Source organism: Bilophila sp. T19-St14 (assembly GCF_059728385.1).
In genome coordinates this window covers 2,098,463-2,114,912 of sequence record NZ_BAAGFT010000001.1, presented here as the reverse complement: position 1 = coordinate 2,114,912, position 16,450 = coordinate 2,098,463, and the positions used below count along the sequence as shown (strand labels likewise).

Genomic DNA, 16,450 nt, shown 5'->3' with positions numbered 1-16,450 from the left:
CAATGGCGTGACGGGCGGCTTGTGCGGCTGGCCCTTGGCATTCGTCCCCCGGCGGCTGCTGTAGAAAGGCAAATCCTTTTTTGGCAGAATGTTTTTTGAGCATATCCATGTTTGAAAGCAGCCCTCTTTCTTTTATGGCCGTGTCGTAGGAACTGGTTGATGTTTTTTGAAATGGCTGTGTTGTAGAAAATGGTTGATGCTTTTTTCCTTGAAATTCCAAAGGGATAACCGGCAAAATGCCTTAGCCGTGGATCCCGCTAGGGGGAAAACTGGAAAAAAGGCCGTATTGTTCACCTCACTGTGGAGATGAAACAACCGTATACCATAACAGAACTTTTGAAATTCCAAAGGAATAGCCAATAAAATGCCCCAACCGTAGAGCCCATCGGCGGAAAAGTTGGAGAAAAATCCGTGTTGTTACCATACGATGGAGGTAAAACGGACACATGCCATGACAGGGCCTGATTCATTCCTCTGTCATAGGAAATGGGAGACATTCACTTTTTCGATGTATTTAAAAATATTTTAAATTTGATATAGTTAAGTATAAATTTCATTTAAAGCGTGAATGCCTCGGAAATGGTTGATACCTTATTTTTTGGGAACTCCAAGGAAATAACCAATAAAATGCCGCAGCCATAGAGTCCGCCAGCAGAAAAACTAGATAAAAATATGTATTTTCAATATATTATAGAGATAAAAGGCTGTGTCATAGAAAACGGTTGATGCTTTATTTCCTTGAAATTCCAAATAAATAACCAATAAAATCCCCCAATCACAGAGTCTACCGGCAAAAAAGTTGGAAAAACATATATTTCAGCATGTTATTAAAGAAAAACAACCATGTGTTATGACGGAGCCAAATAAAACAACCATCCGTAACAGAGTTTGATTCATAGTTCAAAATTATTCGGTACAACTTCCGAACAGGGATTCGATAAGTGTAAAAGTCTTTGGAAAGGGAGGGATGGGGTTTGGGGAAGGGAGGGAAAAGCTTTTCTTCAGAAAAGTTTTCCCTCCCTTCCCCAACTGCCTCTCTCCACTTTCAAAATAAAGTTGCTATGCAAAACAACGTGGCTGATTACATCCGGTCGCTGCTGGCGTCCGAACGGTTCGCGAGGCAGGTGACGCACCATAGGGTGCTGCCCGCGCGTGAGGCCCGCTATGGCGAGGCGCGCCGCCCGTGGCCCCGCGCCATTGCGGAGGTGCTGCGCGAGCGGGGGATCGCGTCGCTCTACAGCCATCAGGCGCTGACGGCGGATATTGTCCGCGCCGGGCGCGACGTGGTCGTCGCCACGCCTACCGCCAGCGGCAAGACGTTGTGCTACAGCCTTCCGATACTGGAAAAATGCTTGCAGAACCCGGACAGCCGCGCGCTGATGCTGTTCCCGCTGAAGGCGCTGGCGCAGGATCAGCTTGCCGCGTTTGGGGAGCTGACCGGGCACTGGCCCGAAGCGGCGAGGCCGTCCATCGCCATCTATGACGGCGATACGACCGATCATTTCCGGCGCAAGATCCGCAGGAACCCGCCCAATGTTCTGATCACCAACCCTGAAATGCTGCATCTGGCGATTTTGCCCTTCCATGAGCAATGGACGACGTTCCTCGCGTCGCTTTCGCTGGTGGTCGTGGATGAGGCGCATACCTATCGCGGCGTGCTCGGATCGCACATCAGCCAGCTTTTCCGCCGCCTGAACCGGATCTGCGCCCGCTACGCCGCCCGCCCCAATTTTGTTTTCTGCACGGCGACGGTCGGCAACCCGGAGGAACTGGCGGGCAATCTGCTGGGCAGGGTGTTGGTGCGGGAGAAGGGGCCTTCCCAAAAGGATGCCTGCCCCGCTTCCCCTCCGGTTGCCCCTTTGCCCTCCCCTGAGCCTGCCGCGCAGGGGACGGAAACGCCCGGCGCCTTCCATGAATCGGCGGACATCCCCGTCATCCGCGAATCGGGCGCGCCGACGGGCAGGCGGCATATGGTGTTCATCGACCCGGAAGACAGCCCTTCCACAACCGCCATCGCGCTGCTGAAGGCGGCGCTGGCGCGGGGGCTGCGGACTATCGTGTACTGCCGTTCAAGGCGCATGACGGAACTCATCGCGCTGTGGGCCGCTGACAAGGCCGGAAGCTACGCGGGCCGCATCAGCGCGTACCGGGCGGGTTTTTTGCCTGAGGAACGGCGCGAGATCGAAGCCCGCATGAGCGACGGGCAATTGCTTGCTGTGGTTACGACCAGCGCGCTGGAACTGGGGATCGATATCGGCAGCCTCGACGTGTGCATTCTTGTGGGGTATCCGGGCACGGTCATTTCGACCATGCAGCGGGGCGGCCGCGTGGGGCGGGCCGGGCAGGAATCCGCGGTGCTGCTCGTCGCGGGCGAGGACGCGCTGGATCAGTATTTCATCCACCAGCCTGAGGCGTTTTTCGGGCGCGAGCCGGAACGGGCGGTCATCAATCCCGACAACGAAGTCATCGTCAAACGGCACCTTGAATGCGCGGCGGCGGAACTGCCTTTGGCTTGCGGCGATCCGTGGCTGAGGGGCGAGGGCGCACGGGCGGCGCTGGGAGAACTGGAAAAAGAAGGCCTGCTTCTCAAGTCGGCGGACGGCAGGGAATGGGTGGCGGCCCGCAAGCGCCCGCAGCGGCATGTGGATCTGCGCGGCTGCGGCGCGTCATGCACCATTGTGGACGCCGAGGGCAAGCCCATCGGCAGCGTGGACGGGCATCAGGCGTACAAGGAGACGCACCCCGGCGCGGTCTATCTGCACCGGGGCAAGACGTATGTGGTCAAAAGCCTCGACATGGCGGAGCGGATTGTCCGCTGCGAAGTGCCGCAGCAGCGGGTAAACTGGCATACCAGGGTCAGAAGCCACAAGGAAACCGCCATCATTGAAGTGAAGGCTTCGGGCTCGGCGTTTGGTGCGCCCGTTGCGTTCGGGCGGCTCCGGGTTACGGAAACCATCACCGGCTACGAACAGCGCTCCGTTGCCGACAATCGGCTGATCTGCGTCGTGCCGCTGGATCTGCCCCCGTTGGTTTTCGAGACGGAGGGCTTGTGGTTTTGCGTGCCGGACGGCCCGCGCCGGGCCACTGAGGACGGCCTCATGCATTTCATGGGTTCCATCCATGCGCTGGAACATGCGGGTATCGGGCTCATGCCGCTGATGGTCATGGCGGATCGCAATGATTTCGGCGGCATTTCCACACCCATGCACGCCCAGCTCGGCATGCCCGCCGTTTTCGTGTATGATGGGCTGCCCGGCGGCGCGGGGCTGTGCCGTTCGGCTTTCCCGCGCCTTGCGGAATTGTTCGCGGCGGTGCGGGATTTGTTGCTGCGCTGCCCCTGCGAGCTCGGCTGTCCGTCTTGCGTACACTCGCCGAAGTGCGGATCGGGAAACCGGCCCATCGACAAGGCGGGGGCGTTGTTTTTGTTGGAGCGGATCATGGAGGCCCCCGCTCCGGGCGGGGATATGGTTGTGAGCGGGCTGGAATCGGAACAGCCGAAGGAGAAGACCGTTATGGCGGCGGATATTGAATTGGGAGGCCCGGCGGCGGGCAAGCGTATCGTTGCGCCGCTTCCTGAGCGGTTTATGGTGCTCGACGTGGAAACCCGGCGTTCGGCGGCCGAGGTGGGCGGCTGGCACCGGGCGGATCGTATGGGCGTCAGCGTGGCGGTTCTGTACGACTCCAAGGGTGATTGCTTCACCGAATACGAGCAGGAAGATCTCCCGACCATGTTCGAGCGCCTGAGGGAGGCTGGGTTGGTCATCGGGTTCAACTCGTCGCGCTTCGACTACGCGGTGTTGCAGCCGTTCGCCGGGTACGATCTGCGTTCCCTGCCCACGCTGGACATGCTTGTGGAGGTCAAAAAGCGGCTTTCCTACCGTGTTTCGCTGGATAATCTGGCCCGTGCCACCCTGAACGCCCCCAAGAGCGCGGACGGGATGCAGGCGCTGCAATGGTGGAAGGAAGGCAACCTCGCCTCCATCGCCGAATATTGCCGCAAGGACGTGGAGATCACCCGCGACGTGTATCTGTTCGGGCACAGGGAAGGCTATCTGCTGTTCACCAACAAGGCCGGGCAGCAGGTAAGGGTTGTGGTGGAGTGGTAGGCAAAGTGAGGGGGACGGGAACGCTTTCTGGAAAGGCTATGCCATAGAAAATGGCAGATGCTTTTTTCCTTGAAACTCCAAAGGGATAACCGGAAAAATGCCTTGGCGTGGATCCCGCCAAGGGGAAAACCGGAGAAAAAGGCTGTCTTTTCACCGTACCGTGGAGATGAATCCACTGCTATAACAGAACCTTCTGAAAAGGGCGTTCCCGCCTCCCGTATGTTCCTTCAAAGGGGGTTCCCCCAACCCGCTGTTGTTTGCCGGAGCGGCGGCGGAAGGGGGAAAGCGGAGTGAAGCGGCGCAGGGATACGCCATGTCAGCTTGAGGGCTGATCGGGCGGCGTCTCCTTTTTGTTTTCGTCGTGCGCCCCCTGACCGAGGGCGTGGGCGTCGGGGCATCAGCTCGGCACGGAGCGCCGGTTTTTGCCGATCATCCATCGAAAGCCCCAGACGACCCAGCCTGCCAGCAGGATGATGAACAGGGCGCTTTTCATCGGAACAGCTCCACGATTTCGCGGGGCGTGATGTCCGGGCGGATGTCGCGCAGGGCGAGGTTGATGAAGTCGTCGGCGGTGTCCATGTCGAGCTTCATTTCAGGATGGTGCAGGGCCGGATCGAGCGGGTCGAAGGTGCGGATGGCGAACAGCTCCGGGTTGTCCACGATATACGAGAGGCAGTGCTCACGGTGGGCGGGCAGGGTGGCCTCGTTCATGGCTTTGGTGAACAGCTCGAAGGAGACGATTTCCGCGCCGAGGCCGTCCGGGTAAAGGTTGTTGCGCGGGATGTGGTTGTAGGCGTAATCGCAGTTCCCGGCGGCGTGTTCGCGCTGGTAGAAGCGGATCAGGTTGTCGATTTCCCCGCCCCAGATCAGCGGGTTGTCGGCGCACACGCGGACTACGAGATCCGCACCGTGCGCGGCGGCGGCCCCGTGCATGCGCGAGAGCACGTCTTGTTCCGATCCCCGGAAGATGTTGACGCCCTGCGCCCGCAAGTGGCGGGCAAGCACTTCGTCGCGCCGGGTGTCGGGCAGGGCGACGACCAGATCGTCGGCCAGTTCCGAGCGTGCGCAGCGCCCCACCACCCAGTCGATGACGGGCAGGCCGTGCAGGTTCAGCAAGGTTTTGCAGGGCAGGCGGCTTGATCCCAGCCGTGCCTGAATGACGATGACGGTTTTCATGGCTGTGTCCTTTGGGGAGGGGTGGGCGGGAAGGGGAATCGGGGGAGGGGAGAAGGAAGCCCTTCTCCAGAAGGGTTCCTTCTCCCCTCCCCCGGAGCCCCCTCCCTTCATCCTCCTAAGACTTTTGGTTTGGCTCTGTTAGAGTTTGTGGTTGTTTCATCTCCACAGTGCGGTGAAAATACGGCCTTTTTATCCGGTTTTCCCCTTGGCGGGATCCACGGCCAAGGCATTTTGCCGGTTATCCCTTTGGAACTTCAAGGAAAAAAGCATCAACCATTTTCTATAACACAGCCTTTGGTCTTATCGAATCCCTGTCCGGGAGTGTTGCCGGTCGCCGAAGGTTGTCGGGGCACGGCGGGGGATGTCCTTTCTTCGTACCAGCCGGGGGATGTATCAGCAATGGCGTGAGAGCCCGTTTGCCCCGCCCTTGGCCCTGTTCCTTCGCCCTGTCTTCAGTTTTCTTTTTCTTTCTTCAAGAGCTTCAGGATGCCGCTGACGACCTTGGCCTTGTTTTTTTCAAAATGGATGCGGGACTGGCGCTGATACAGGATGCTGCGGCGTTCGGGTTCGTCGATGAGCTCCATAAAGGTTTTGCGGAGGCGTCCGGCGTTGAATTTCCGCATGATGCCCATGTAGGCGAATCCGTGATCCGCGCGGGCGAAGGTGTGCCGCGCCTCGCGCTCGTGCTGCGCCAGAACGATGCTTGGGATGTGCATGTGGGCGAGTTCATAGACGGTGCGCCCGGCGGAACAGACGGCGAGATCCACGCCTTCCATCATGCGCGACATGATGTTGGTGGCGTACTCGAAGCGGAGCAGCGGGTTGCCGATGGCCTTGATGTGCCTGGCCAGCTCGTCGCGGTGCGCGTAGCCCGGCCCGGTCACGACACGGATGGCGATGCCCCGTTCCCGGCAGAGCGGCTCGACGGCATCCAGCGTCTGCCGGGTGTAGTCGGGCATATCCGTGCCGCCGAAGGTGATGAGGACGCATTTCGGGGCCGGGCGGAACACATTCTGCTCTGCCTGCAAAAACTCGTCGCGCAGGCAGAAATACTTGTGCCCATAGAGAAAGCGCTCCGGCTGCTTGCCGTCCGCTCCGTTTTGGGGCTCTTCATACAGGGCGTTGACCACCTGATCGGCCAGCACCGAACCGGGCCCCTCGTCCTCGAAGTTGACCACGGGGATGTTCGCGGCCTTGAGGTGCTCCATATATTCGCGGGGCGTGTCCAGCATGTCGTTGATCACAAGATCGGGTTCGAGCGCAAGCACGTCTTCCCACAGTTCGCCCCGCTGGATGACGGTCTTGTAATCGCGTGCGGCGATGTTGGAGGCGGCGAGTTCGCTTTCTTTGGTGCAGACGAAAAAGACCTTATGGTTGGCGATCTCGTGGGCCAGCATGAGCGAACGGAAGACGTGCCCCATGCCGATGGCGGGATAGCCCGCGACCACGAACACCACGCGGCGCTGCTTCAGAAGGCGTTCGCACAGCCACCAGTCCTGATAGCTGTTGATCTCCATCGCCCGGTCATTGAGGAAATACGGTACGGCCTGCCGGATGGTACCGCCTTCCAGCGCGTCGCTTTTGACGATGATGAGGGCCTTGCTCTCGACCACCAGTTCGGATTCGTCTTCGGACATGAAGGATTCCAGCCGCCCCTGATGGACTTCCCAGATGCGGTGCCGGACGCTTTTGACGGTGACGAGGCAGTCGGCCTCGTTTTCAACGAATGTCTTGTAGGCGTCGTCGATGTCCACCCACGTCAACAGGGGGCAGCTTGCCCGATAGATGATGATGTGCCCGTAATCGTTGCCCAGTTCGCGGAGGATGGATTTCATCTCCGTGATGATGTCCAGCGAGGTGAAGCGCAGCCCGGCGTTGTAGTGGGCGCGTACGCCGTTGCGTTCGCAGATCAGGCTGATTTCCTGGCTGTCCGTGACGACCACGACGTCGTGCGCCGGGACGACGCCGCGCGCCGTGTCGATGGCCCGTTGGATCAGCGTGACCCCCGCGAGGCGTTTGACGAGCTGGTCTGGGATGACCGCGTTTTTCTTGATGGCCGGGATGACGATGCAGCGTCGCGTTTCTGTCATGGGAAAATACCTCCGGCGGCAAGGCGGGCGTCGCCCCTTGGCCCCTACAGGGGGGCATGATGCCCCCGAACCCTTTGAGTCCGCCGTGATGCGCTTCGGGCGAAACGGCGTTTCAAACGAAGCGCACCGCGGCAATCCGGCGGGCGTCCCCCGTGAAGGCCGGCAAAAAGGAAAAGGGAACAGCCGGGGAACTTGCGTTAAAGAACAGCCCGTTGCGAAGACGCAACCACGCATGGGCCCATTTGTGAACGTCTTTGGGGAGGGTGGGGGAGGTTTGGAGGGGGCGGGAGGGGCTTTCTTCAGAAAGGCCCTCCCGCCCCCTCCAATCTTCTCGCAATCCCTCTTCCTACCTCAAGCCTTCCAACACTTCGCGGGTGGACTTCAGCATGTAGGCGAAGTCCTCTTCGCTGAGCCAGTGCTGGAAGGGGAAGGAGATCTGGCCGTCGAAAAAGGCGTCGGCGTTGGGGCAGTCGGCTTCCCCAAGCCCGATCTTCTTGTAGAAATCGTAACGGTCGAGCGGGATGTACTGCACCACGCACTTGATGCCCTTTTCTTCGGAAATGGCGTGCATGAAGGCGTCGCGCTTGCCGTTTTTCATGCAGCCCACGAGCAGGTGGTAATTGTGGCGGGTGGTGTCTTCGCGGAGGAATTCCAGTTCGGGGTAATCCTTGAGCGCGTCGATGAAACGGATGGCACGGGCGCGCTTTTCGGCGTTGATCCGGTCGATGCGCTCAAGCATCTTGACGCCGAGGGCGCACTCGATTTCGCCGAGGCAGTAGTTGTTCGGCCAGAGCATGTCGCCGTCGAGCATGGGCATGTCCACATTGCCCATCGCCGGCGTCCAGTAGTTGGGCCGGGGTTCCGGGTAGCCGCAGTGCCCGTTGTGGCGCAGGGCGGGAACCAGCGCGGCGAGCTTCGGGTCTTTGACGACCAGCATGCCGCCCTCGCCGAGCGTGGTGAGGTTCTTGTGGGAATGGAACGAAAAGATCGCCATGTCGCCCCACGCGCCGGACTTGATGCCGCCGACGTCCGCGCCGATGGACTGGGCCGCGTCCTCGATGACGAGCACGTTGTGCCGCTTCGCCACTTCCATGATCGCGGGCATGTCCGCCACGTAGCCGTACAGGTGCACGACGACGATGGCTTTCGTTCTGGGCGTGATGCACTTTTCGATGGTTTCGGCGTTGACCACGTGCGTGACGGGATCGACGTCCGCCCAGACGAGCTTCGCGCCCTTCTTGGCGTAGGGGTAGGCCGAGGCGGTGAAGGTGTGCGAAGGAATGACGACTTCATCGCCGGGCTTGAAGTTGCAGAGCTGCGCGGAAAGCTCAAGCGCGGACACGCCGTTCATCACCGCAAAGCAATGCTCGGCTCCGATGTATTCGCCGAACGCCTTCTGGAAGGCTTGCAGATGCTTGCCCTGCGTCAGCGGTTCCGCGTTCCGCATGGCTTCCACGACCACAGCGATCTCTTCTTCGGTGTACTTGATCGCACGTCCGCTGAAATTCACTTTGATGTCCATAAGATGTCCTGTCTCTGGCTGCCCAGTGCGGAACCCGAAGCGGTACGGCCGTTTCGGGTTCCCTCATGTTTATCGGGACAATTGGCGCTGCGGCAGGGGCCTCCATGCCTCTGTCGTAGGGGCCGGCCCCTTGCGGGGCCAGCCGGAGGCGCCCCCGCTAGATGCTCTTGTAGCGTTCGATGAGGTTTTCCTTGGTAAGGATCTGCTTGAAGCCGGGGCCGAGGGCGTTGGTGAGGGGCTTTTCGTGGACGATGCAGCCGCGATAGAGGCCGTCGTACTGCTCTTCGGTGAGATCCTTGCAGATGCCGGTGGGCAGGCTGACGCCCTGCCGTTCGATCATGGTGCGGAACTGTTTGTATTCTTTGGGGTAGATGTCCCCAAGAACGTTCAGGGCGAGGCAGTTGCCGAGGCCGTGGGCCACATGCAGGACGACGCCGAGCCCGGCGGAGAAGGGATGGATGACGCCCACGTTCCCGGCGGCCATGCCGCCGATGTAGGAGGCGATCATCATCTTTTCGCGGTTTTCTTCGCTCATCATGTCGTCGGAAAGGAAAATTTCCTCGCAGAGCTGCACGGCGCGCACGGAGAAGGCGTCGATGATGGCGTTGCGGTAGCTGCCTTGGAGCGACTCGATGCAGTGCATGAACGTATCGATGCCGGTGTAGAAATACTGGTTGCGGGGAACGGTGGCGAGCAGGTCGGGATCGAGCAGGAGCTGATCATAGACCGTGTAGTCGCTGTTCATGCCCAGTTTGAGATTTTTGGGGATATTGGTAAGGACACAGGTACGGGAACACTCGGAACCCGTGCCGGAAAGGGTCGGGATGCCGATCTTGTAGACGGCGGGATTCTTGACGAGCTCCCAGCCCTGATAGTCTTCGGCCTTGCCGGGGTTGGTGAGGAGGTTGGCGACGGCCTTGGCGGTGTCGAGGGCGTTGCCCCCGCCGATGCCCACGACGCAGCAGGGGATGCGGCTGTCGGCGGCGGATACGGCTTCCTTGAAGGCGTCGATGCGGGTGACTTCCGGCTCGGAACTGGAGTCGACGAAATGGAGCTGGTCGCCCTTTTCCATAGGCAGACGGCCGATCAGCTCATGATCGCGGAAGAAGTGGTCGACGAAATAGACGACCGGGCCGTCCACGGCTTCGCGGCGGGGTTTCAGCAAGTCGCCGAGCTGGGCCAGGGAGCCCCGCCCAAACACATAGTAAGGAACATTTTTTGTATTGCGATACATAGGAAAAGCCTCATTGGGTGATTTTAGGAAACGATAGCGGGCATTGTATGTTGAATCCGTCCGGGCCGCAAGCCGGAGCAAGCGGCCCGTTCCGGCGGTTTTCCACCGATTTTTCCACGGGAGGGTGATATGTCGGGCAAAACTTCGATAGCGGTTCTCGGCGGCGGGAGCTGGGGTACGGCGCTGGCCCATTTATTGGCCCATGCCGGGCATTCCGTGGCGCTGCTGGTGCGGGATGCGGCGCAGGCCGCGCACATCAACGCGCATCATGAGAATCCGCGCTACCTGCGGGGCGTGCCGCTGCATCCGGGCATCCGGGCGGTGGCCGGGGATACCGGCGGCCCGGAACAGGCGGAAGTGCTGGCGGACGTCTCCATCCTCGTCCTGTCGGTTCCCTGCCAGGCCATGCGGGGGACGCTTCGCCGGTTGGCGGGCGCTGTGCCTCCGGGCTGCGTCCTCGTCAATACGGCAAAAGGCATTGAGGTTTCCGAATTGGTTACGGCGGAGCACATGGTTCGGGAAGAGCTGCCCGGATTCGCAGACCGGTACGCCGTCCTTTCCGGGCCTTCGTTCGCCCTTGAGGTGGCGAGCTGCAAGCCCACGGCGGTGGTGCTCGGCTGCCGCGACGAGCGGCTTGGGGCACGGCTGCGGGAGGTGTTCGCCACGCCGTGGTTCCGAGCCTATTCGAGCACGGACGTGCCGGGCGTGGAGCTTGGCGGCGCGATCAAAAACGTCATCGCCATTGCAGCGGGCCTCAGCGACGGCCTCGGTTTTGGGCTGAATGCGCGGGCGGCGCTGGTCACGCGCGGCCTTGCGGAAACCAGCCGCCTCGGTATGGCGCTCGGTGCGCGGGCGTCGACGTTTATGGGGCTTTCCGGGCTTGGGGATCTCATGCTCACCTGTTCGGGCGACTTGTCCCGCAACCGCCAGGTCGGGCTGCGCCTTGGGGCAGGGGAGAGCCTGGAAGACATCGCCTCATCCATGAGCATGGTGGCTGAAGGGGTCAAAACCACGCAGGCCGTGTACCGGCTGGCGCAGCGCCTCGGTGTGGACATGCCCGTGACCGGCACGATGTACAGCGTACTCTATGAAGGATTCGCGCCCCGCGAAGCGGTGCAGGCCCTCATGGGGAGGCAACTGAAGGAAGAGTAGACGATGAGGTTGTGTTGTTAATTATATAATATATCGAAATTATTTAACTGTTTTTTAGATTGTAAAAATATTTTAAATAATTTTAAGTGATTACTTGTAAAATAACGACACGGCCTAGAGCTGATGGAGGGCTGTTTTTTCAGCCGGTTGGCGGGTGGAGGCTTTATGCCGTCCGAGTGGACAAGAAGTTTCTGGCGCCGGGCGAAATCCGGGAACCGGAGGATGGAACCCTAAGGGGGCCGCGCAGGGTGCCAGCCCCTTGTCAAGGGCGAGCGGAGCGGCTATTAAAAATGTGCCGGGACAGTGCGCCAACACTCCCCCGGCAGGCACAGCGCGTGAGCGCACCCTTTTAAACTACACGGTTGTCAGGTTACACATGTTGCCCCGTCCTGGTGCTAGCAGGACGGGGCCTTTGTTTTGTTTTACATTCGGGACGAAGCCCGGAGTACCAGACAAAGGAGCGTCAGCAGCGTCAAGACGATAAGGCGTCTCATGCGGCTTGGCCTCCTTTACCCGTATAAACGGAGCTTGCGCTGTGCCGAGCGCGTGGAGGCCAACCGCGTAGCGAGCGCGTTGCAGCCTGCCGGACAGAGAAAAACAAGCAGGCCCTTGCCGGAGATCGTGCTTAGGAAAAGAAAAACCCCTCACAGATTGCCATCTGCAAGGGGTTGATTTCACTGGTGCGCCCGGCGCGATTCGAACGCACGGCCTTTAGCTCCGGAGTCTATAGGACTGGTTTTCTTTGTATTTCTACGAATTTCTATTTAATTCTTTATCACTCTGTTTTTATATGATAAATGGAGACTAGTTTTTCTGTTGGTTTCTGTCAATTTCTATTTTGTTTGTTCTTGCGTGCGGGGAATGGTGCGGGGAAAGACGGTTGGAGGGGCAAAGTGGTAACAGCCAAGAGAGAAAAGACGCGTTACGCAGGCGTAACCTTTCGGATGGTAGCCCGGTTGGATGGATACGGTAAAGAACGGATGTACTATATCCGGTATCGTCGAGGTGGAAGAGGTTCCAAAGAGATAGAAGAGCCTGTGGGCCGCGAATCCGAAAGTATGACCGCTTCCAAGGCGAACCGTATTCGCGCCATGCGTGCGACCGGAATTGAGCAAGCCAACACAGAGCGGCGTAAGGCGGAAGAGGCGGCACGGCTGGCGGATGAAAGCCGGGTGACGGTGGAAAGCCTTTGGAGGCGGTACGAGGAAGCCAACGCGGGCAAGCCGTCTGTTGTGCCTGACAGGAGCTATTACAAGTATCTATCCAATCTGGCGGACAGGGAACCCGCCAGCCTGAGAACCGAAGATGTGGATGCCTTGCGCCGTAGGCTTGCCGGAACCAAAAGCCCGCGCCTGAAAGACGGGAAGCCCGTGCCATTGGCGGCACAGACCCAAAAGCACGTATTGGGCCTATTGCGGCGTTTGGTGCATTTTGGCGTGAAGCGTGACCTTTTCCCTATGCCGCAACATCTCCATTTTGAAATGCCCCGTGTGGACAACGAAAAGACGGAAGTACTCACAGACGAGCAGCTTTCCCGTTATCAAAGAGCACTTGACGAGGAACCAGACCAGAACGCCGCCGCCCTTTTGCGGTTGGCGTTGGTAACAGGAATGCGAAAAGGCGCGCTTTTGGCCCTCCGGTGGGATGATTGCGACTTTGAACGGGCGCGCATCACCTTACGGGGAGAAGCCGCCAAGAAACGGAAAACGGAACATATCCCCATGAGCGCCGCCGCCCGTACCGTGCTGGAGGCCATCGAGCGTACGGAAAGCCCGTACATTTTCCCTGGTAAGGATGGAGGCAAACGTACAGACTTCCGCCGCATGGCCCGCCGCGTAAAGGAAAAGGCCGGATTGCCCGACGATTTCCGCCCGCTTCATGGCTTACGCCATAATTTTGCGTCCCGTTTGGCTTCAAGTGGACAGGTGGATATGTACACCCTGCAACGTCTCCTCACCCATGAATCACCACAAATGACACAACGATACGCCCATTTGCATGATGATGCTCTGATGCGCGCCGCCAGTGTTGCGGATGCTATGCTTGAGGTAAACACCTCGCCAGACGATAAAAAGTGATTTTTTCTTTTTGAAGTTGCCCGACATTATGTCGGGCAAGTCGGGCATGTCGGGCAGGTCGCCAACAACAGCGAGGCATATCAACGCTTTTTCCTGCCCGACATGGCTTTCCCTATGTCGGGCGCATGTCGGGCATGTCGGGCGCGCCCGACTTCATGGGGCATTATACGGGATGGATGGAAGGGCATGGGCCGGATGCGGCACGTGGGAGGCATGGGGAGATGCGCGCCGCACCGGACGGCCTTTCCCTTGGCGGCTAGCCTTTCCGGGCGTCCACGCCCGGCCTGCGGCCTCCATGCGGGGCAGGTGCGGCGGCTTGGATGCGTCGGGGCGTCCATCCTGAAACGTCATGCGTTTGCAGTTGCCCGACATCATGTCGGGCAAGTCGGGCATGTCGGGCAGACCGCCAACAACAGCAAGGCATATCAACGCTTTTTCCTGCCCGACATGGCTTTCCCTATGTCGGGCGCATGTCGGGCATGTCGGGCGCGCCCGACTTCATGGGGTACCATGCGGGACGGATGGAAGGGCATGGGCCGGATGCGGCCCGTGGGAGGCATGGGGAGACGCGCGCCGCACCGGACGGCTTTTTTCCCTTGGCGGCTGGCCTTTCCGGGCGTCCACGCCCGGCCTGCGGCCTCCATGCGGGGCAGGTGCGACGGCTTGGGGCTTGCAAGGTGAAGAGTTGACGTGAAGAATATCTTGACTCTATACGTCAATGGCTTACAATTTAGTTATGAATACCCCACCTATGACCGTTGTTGAGACCCCTTCTTTCCTCCGTAGGGCAAAAGGTTTGCTCTCCGAATCAGAACGCGCCGATTTGGTAGCATACCTCGCTGAAAATCCCGATATTGGGAAGGTCATGGAAGGCACGGGCGGCGTTCGCAAGGTGCGGTGGGCAAGAGAAGGGGAAGGCAAGAGCGGCGGCTACAGGGTCATTTACTATTTCCATTCTGAGCACATTCCCTTGTTTGCCCTGCTGATATACGGAAAGAACGAAAAAGCGAACCTGACACAAGCCGAAAAAAACGATATGCGCCGCTTGACGGCGTTGCTTGCGGCATATGGGAGACAAAAGTCATGAGTACGATAGGACAGGAAATTATTGCTGGCCTGACTGAGGCCGTGGGCTATATGGACGGAACGGCGGATAAGGCACAATTCGGCATTCACGATTTCACCCCCGTCAATGCGCCTGAGCGGGTGGACGTGAAGGCTATCCGCCAAAAAATGGGCCTCTCACAATCAGTATTCGCTTCCGCATTCGGCCTTTCCCTCTATGCCCTTCGCAATTGGGAACAGGGAAAAAGACAACCTGACCCGGCGGCGCGTGCCTATCTGCGTGTTATCGAAGTTGCCCCGGATGTGGTGCGGCGGGCACTCTGTGAGGCATAACGCAAGTTGCCCCGGTAGGAAGTGACGATTCCTACCGGGGCGCAAAAACTGTAAATCCACTATGATTTGCGGGGGACGTGCCCCACGGGGCGGCGGGTGTTACCAGCACTTGCCGCCCTTCTTTGTCAGATAGCGACTCCACGCGTACTTGGCAAGAGGCCGCCACAACGGGAGTTGAACCCGTATACCACCACAACATGAAATGGCATGTTGAAGTGCCCGTTACCTGATTACAGGAATATGACGACCACTTTTCCCCGTACTTAACCGAGACAATGCACGTCAATGCCGTCCTAACTCCACGCTTTCCCCCTTGACTTCCGCCGCACCTTTCGGCAATTCTGACCTTCCTAAAACCTAGAGAGGCGCATCCGTCGCCTTTGCCATTCTCCCCCGATTGGCAAAAAGAGCGGACTTTCTTGTTTCCTGCCACCATTGCACCCTCTGGCCTTTATGGGCCTATGGGGATTGCGGTTACATATTGGCGGAAAACAACGTCCGGGTGTTCGTGAGACCCTGGCGGCCTCTCTAGGGCCGGGGAGCGTTGTTTCCGCCTTTTTTTGTACGCAATCCCAAAACCTAGAGGTGCATCATGCTTAGATTCCTTCTCTCTTCCCGCTTCTTGCGGTTCCGGTACCGCCTCTCTTCCTTCCTCACCCGCTCCATCCGCAAGGCCGCTGTGGTGGCCTTCCTTGGCGTCCTGCTGGCTATCTGCGCCGCCCCGGAACTCTTCCTGTAGGGCCGTGACCTCAAGCAAAGGCGCGGACATCTTGCCCGCTTCCTTGGCGCGAACGGTCACGGTCGGGAGTCTCCGGGCGTGTCATGTCGCCGCCATACACCATAAACGCAAGCCGCAAGGCGATGGAGATAGGACAATGAGCGAGATTATCACTTTTCAGAATCAGAAAATGACCAAAGAACAGCTCGAAGAAAACTACAATCAGGAATCCCTTACCACATTTGTGGAAAGGTCTTTTTATCCGTGCAGCGCTTTTGTTGAAATCCTTTCCGATGCGGCTTGTTCCGGTAACAAGGAATGTGGTTTTCCGTCCGCGAAAGTTGGCGATATAGCGACAGTGTGCGCTCTTTTGACGGAGTATGCCGAAAACAGGCTGAAGGCTGTTGCGCAACTCATTGAGCGAAGCCAAGCCGAGGAAATCAAGGTGTATGTCCGAAAAGGCTATGCGTGCGAGTTTGTCCCCCAAGCTCTTGAAATAGGGTAGCCGCCTCCTCAAACGGTGCGCCCGGACTCATACCGGGCGCACCATGTAGGAGAATTGAACACACCGCCGCCTTTATTATTTCAATATGTTACGAAATCATAAAAAAAGATGAAGGTACAACTTAAAATTTTTTCGATCTTTTTTCGATTTGTAAAAAATCGAACCGTTTAACGGATAAATGTTAAAAAATGAGCATTTTTAACGGAGTAAAGAATTTGGTCAATTTATTTGCTTTAACGTGGCGGGCAATTTAGGACAAAAGGTGTTTCATGAATTCTGATTTGTCATTGATTACAACTAGTATATTTTTGCACTATGTTAAACTAGGTTGACAACGCAGCTGACAAGTAAACATCTACAGAGTAAAAGTTTACCATAATTTTAGCGCGCGATTTTGCACAGTTTAGTGCGCAATTTGAGACAGCTGCACTTGATAACATCTTTTCCATTCTGCTATGTTTGGGTCAATTA

General features: G+C 58.3%; 13 protein-coding genes. 9 read left to right on the top strand and 4 right to left on the bottom strand.

All coding sequences use genetic code 11. The annotated features are described in order from the left end of the window. Positions 1–1,061 precede the first annotated feature (1,061 nt). Positions 1,062–4,106: a DEAD/DEAH box helicase gene (locus AC6I1V_RS09065; RefSeq protein ID WP_486853454.1), complete on the top strand. Its 3,045-nt coding sequence runs from the start codon at positions 1,062–1,064 to the stop codon at positions 4,104–4,106. Between the two features lie 489 nt (positions 4,107–4,595). Here the strand turns inward: AC6I1V_RS09065 and AC6I1V_RS09060 are convergent, their stop codons facing one another. The 4 genes from AC6I1V_RS09060 to AC6I1V_RS09045 all read right to left on the bottom strand — a co-directional run bounded on the left by AC6I1V_RS09060 (position 4,596) and on the right by AC6I1V_RS09045 (position 10,128). Beyond that, positions 4,596–5,282 carry a cytidylyltransferase domain-containing protein gene (locus AC6I1V_RS09060; protein ID WP_302551365.1) on the bottom strand — a complete coding sequence of 229 codons (687 nt, stop codon included), beginning with the start codon at positions 5,280–5,282 and terminating at the stop codon, positions 4,596–4,598. A 452-nt stretch (positions 5,283–5,734) separates the two neighbouring features. Beyond that, positions 5,735–7,372: a cytidine 5'-phosphate N-acetylneuraminic acid synthetase gene (locus AC6I1V_RS09055; RefSeq protein ID WP_486853455.1), complete on the bottom strand. Its 1,638-nt coding sequence runs from the start codon at positions 7,370–7,372 to the stop codon at positions 5,735–5,737. Positions 7,373–7,718: 346 nt separating this feature from the next. Further along, positions 7,719–8,894, bottom strand: a complete 1,176-nt coding sequence (locus AC6I1V_RS09050) for a DegT/DnrJ/EryC1/StrS family aminotransferase (protein WP_302551362.1) — start codon at positions 8,892–8,894, stop codon at positions 7,719–7,721. Positions 8,895–9,051: 157 nt separating this feature from the next. Then, a complete protein-coding gene (locus AC6I1V_RS09045) occupies positions 9,052–10,128 on the bottom strand; it encodes an iron-containing alcohol dehydrogenase family protein (RefSeq protein WP_302551361.1) in 1,077 nt (358 codons plus the stop codon). A 129-nt stretch (positions 10,129–10,257) separates the two neighbouring features. Between AC6I1V_RS09045 and AC6I1V_RS09040 the strand changes: the two genes are divergently transcribed. From AC6I1V_RS09040 to AC6I1V_RS09005, 8 genes are all read left to right on the top strand, one after another. Then, positions 10,258–11,280 (top strand): NAD(P)H-dependent glycerol-3-phosphate dehydrogenase, encoded by a 1,023-nt coding sequence (locus AC6I1V_RS09040; RefSeq protein ID WP_486853456.1) that lies wholly within the window; start codon positions 10,258–10,260, stop codon positions 11,278–11,280. 893 nt (positions 11,281–12,173) lie between these two features. Further along, positions 12,174–13,358 (top strand): tyrosine-type recombinase/integrase, encoded by a 1,185-nt coding sequence (locus AC6I1V_RS09035; RefSeq protein WP_497736969.1) that lies wholly within the window; start codon positions 12,174–12,176, stop codon positions 13,356–13,358. Positions 13,359–13,483: 125 nt separating this feature from the next. Beyond that, complete coding sequence (locus AC6I1V_RS09030) at positions 13,484–13,618, top strand: hypothetical protein (RefSeq protein ID WP_486853458.1); 135 nt, start codon at positions 13,484–13,486, stop codon at positions 13,616–13,618. Positions 13,619–13,707: 89 nt separating this feature from the next. Further along, on the top strand, positions 13,708–14,052 hold the full coding sequence (locus AC6I1V_RS09025; protein ID WP_486853459.1) for a hypothetical protein: 345 nt from the start codon (positions 13,708–13,710) through the stop codon (positions 14,050–14,052). Between the two features lie 57 nt (positions 14,053–14,109). Beyond that, a complete protein-coding gene (locus tag AC6I1V_RS09020) occupies positions 14,110–14,445 on the top strand; it encodes a type II toxin-antitoxin system RelE/ParE family toxin (protein ID WP_486853460.1) in 336 nt (111 codons plus the stop codon). Further along, positions 14,442–14,756 carry a helix-turn-helix domain-containing protein gene (locus tag AC6I1V_RS09015; RefSeq protein ID WP_486853461.1) on the top strand — a complete coding sequence of 105 codons (315 nt, stop codon included), beginning with the start codon at positions 14,442–14,444 and terminating at the stop codon, positions 14,754–14,756. The genes AC6I1V_RS09020 and AC6I1V_RS09015 overlap by 4 nt, the downstream gene beginning before the upstream one ends. A 592-nt stretch (positions 14,757–15,348) precedes the next feature. Further along, positions 15,349–15,495 carry a hypothetical protein gene (locus tag AC6I1V_RS09010; protein WP_486853462.1) on the top strand — a complete coding sequence of 49 codons (147 nt, stop codon included), beginning with the start codon at positions 15,349–15,351 and terminating at the stop codon, positions 15,493–15,495. Between the two features lie 136 nt (positions 15,496–15,631). Continuing rightward, complete coding sequence (locus AC6I1V_RS09005) at positions 15,632–15,979, top strand: hypothetical protein (protein WP_486853463.1); 348 nt, start codon at positions 15,632–15,634, stop codon at positions 15,977–15,979. Positions 15,980–16,450: the final 471 nt, after the last annotated feature.

What these genes read in the sequence shown, in the direction of transcription:
- AC6I1V_RS09065 (WP_486853454.1), top strand. Translation starts at nt 1,062, where the DNA reads ATGCAAAACAACGTGGCTGATTACATCCGGTCGCTGCTGGCGTCCGAA.
- AC6I1V_RS09025 (WP_486853459.1), top strand. Translation starts at nt 13,708, where the DNA reads ATGCGTTTGCAGTTGCCCGACATCATGTCGGGCAAGTCGGGCATGTCG.
- AC6I1V_RS09055 (WP_486853455.1), bottom strand. Translation starts at nt 7,372, where the DNA reads ATGACAGAAACGCGACGCTGCATCGTCATCCCGGCCATCAAGAAAAAC.
- AC6I1V_RS09040 (WP_486853456.1), top strand. Translation starts at nt 10,258, where the DNA reads ATGTCGGGCAAAACTTCGATAGCGGTTCTCGGCGGCGGGAGCTGGGGT.
- AC6I1V_RS09060 (WP_302551365.1), bottom strand. Translation starts at nt 5,282, where the DNA reads ATGAAAACCGTCATCGTCATTCAGGCACGGCTGGGATCAAGCCGCCTG.
- AC6I1V_RS09050 (WP_302551362.1), bottom strand. Translation starts at nt 8,894, where the DNA reads ATGGACATCAAAGTGAATTTCAGCGGACGTGCGATCAAGTACACCGAA.
- AC6I1V_RS09030 (WP_486853458.1), top strand. Translation starts at nt 13,484, where the DNA reads ATGTCGGGCATGTCGGGCGCGCCCGACTTCATGGGGCATTATACGGGA.
- AC6I1V_RS09020 (WP_486853460.1), top strand. Translation starts at nt 14,110, where the DNA reads ATGACCGTTGTTGAGACCCCTTCTTTCCTCCGTAGGGCAAAAGGTTTG.
- AC6I1V_RS09045 (WP_302551361.1), bottom strand. Translation starts at nt 10,128, where the DNA reads ATGTATCGCAATACAAAAAATGTTCCTTACTATGTGTTTGGGCGGGGC.
- AC6I1V_RS09015 (WP_486853461.1), top strand. Translation starts at nt 14,442, where the DNA reads ATGAGTACGATAGGACAGGAAATTATTGCTGGCCTGACTGAGGCCGTG.
- AC6I1V_RS09005 (WP_486853463.1), top strand. Translation starts at nt 15,632, where the DNA reads ATGAGCGAGATTATCACTTTTCAGAATCAGAAAATGACCAAAGAACAG.
- AC6I1V_RS09010 (WP_486853462.1), top strand. Translation starts at nt 15,349, where the DNA reads ATGCTTAGATTCCTTCTCTCTTCCCGCTTCTTGCGGTTCCGGTACCGC.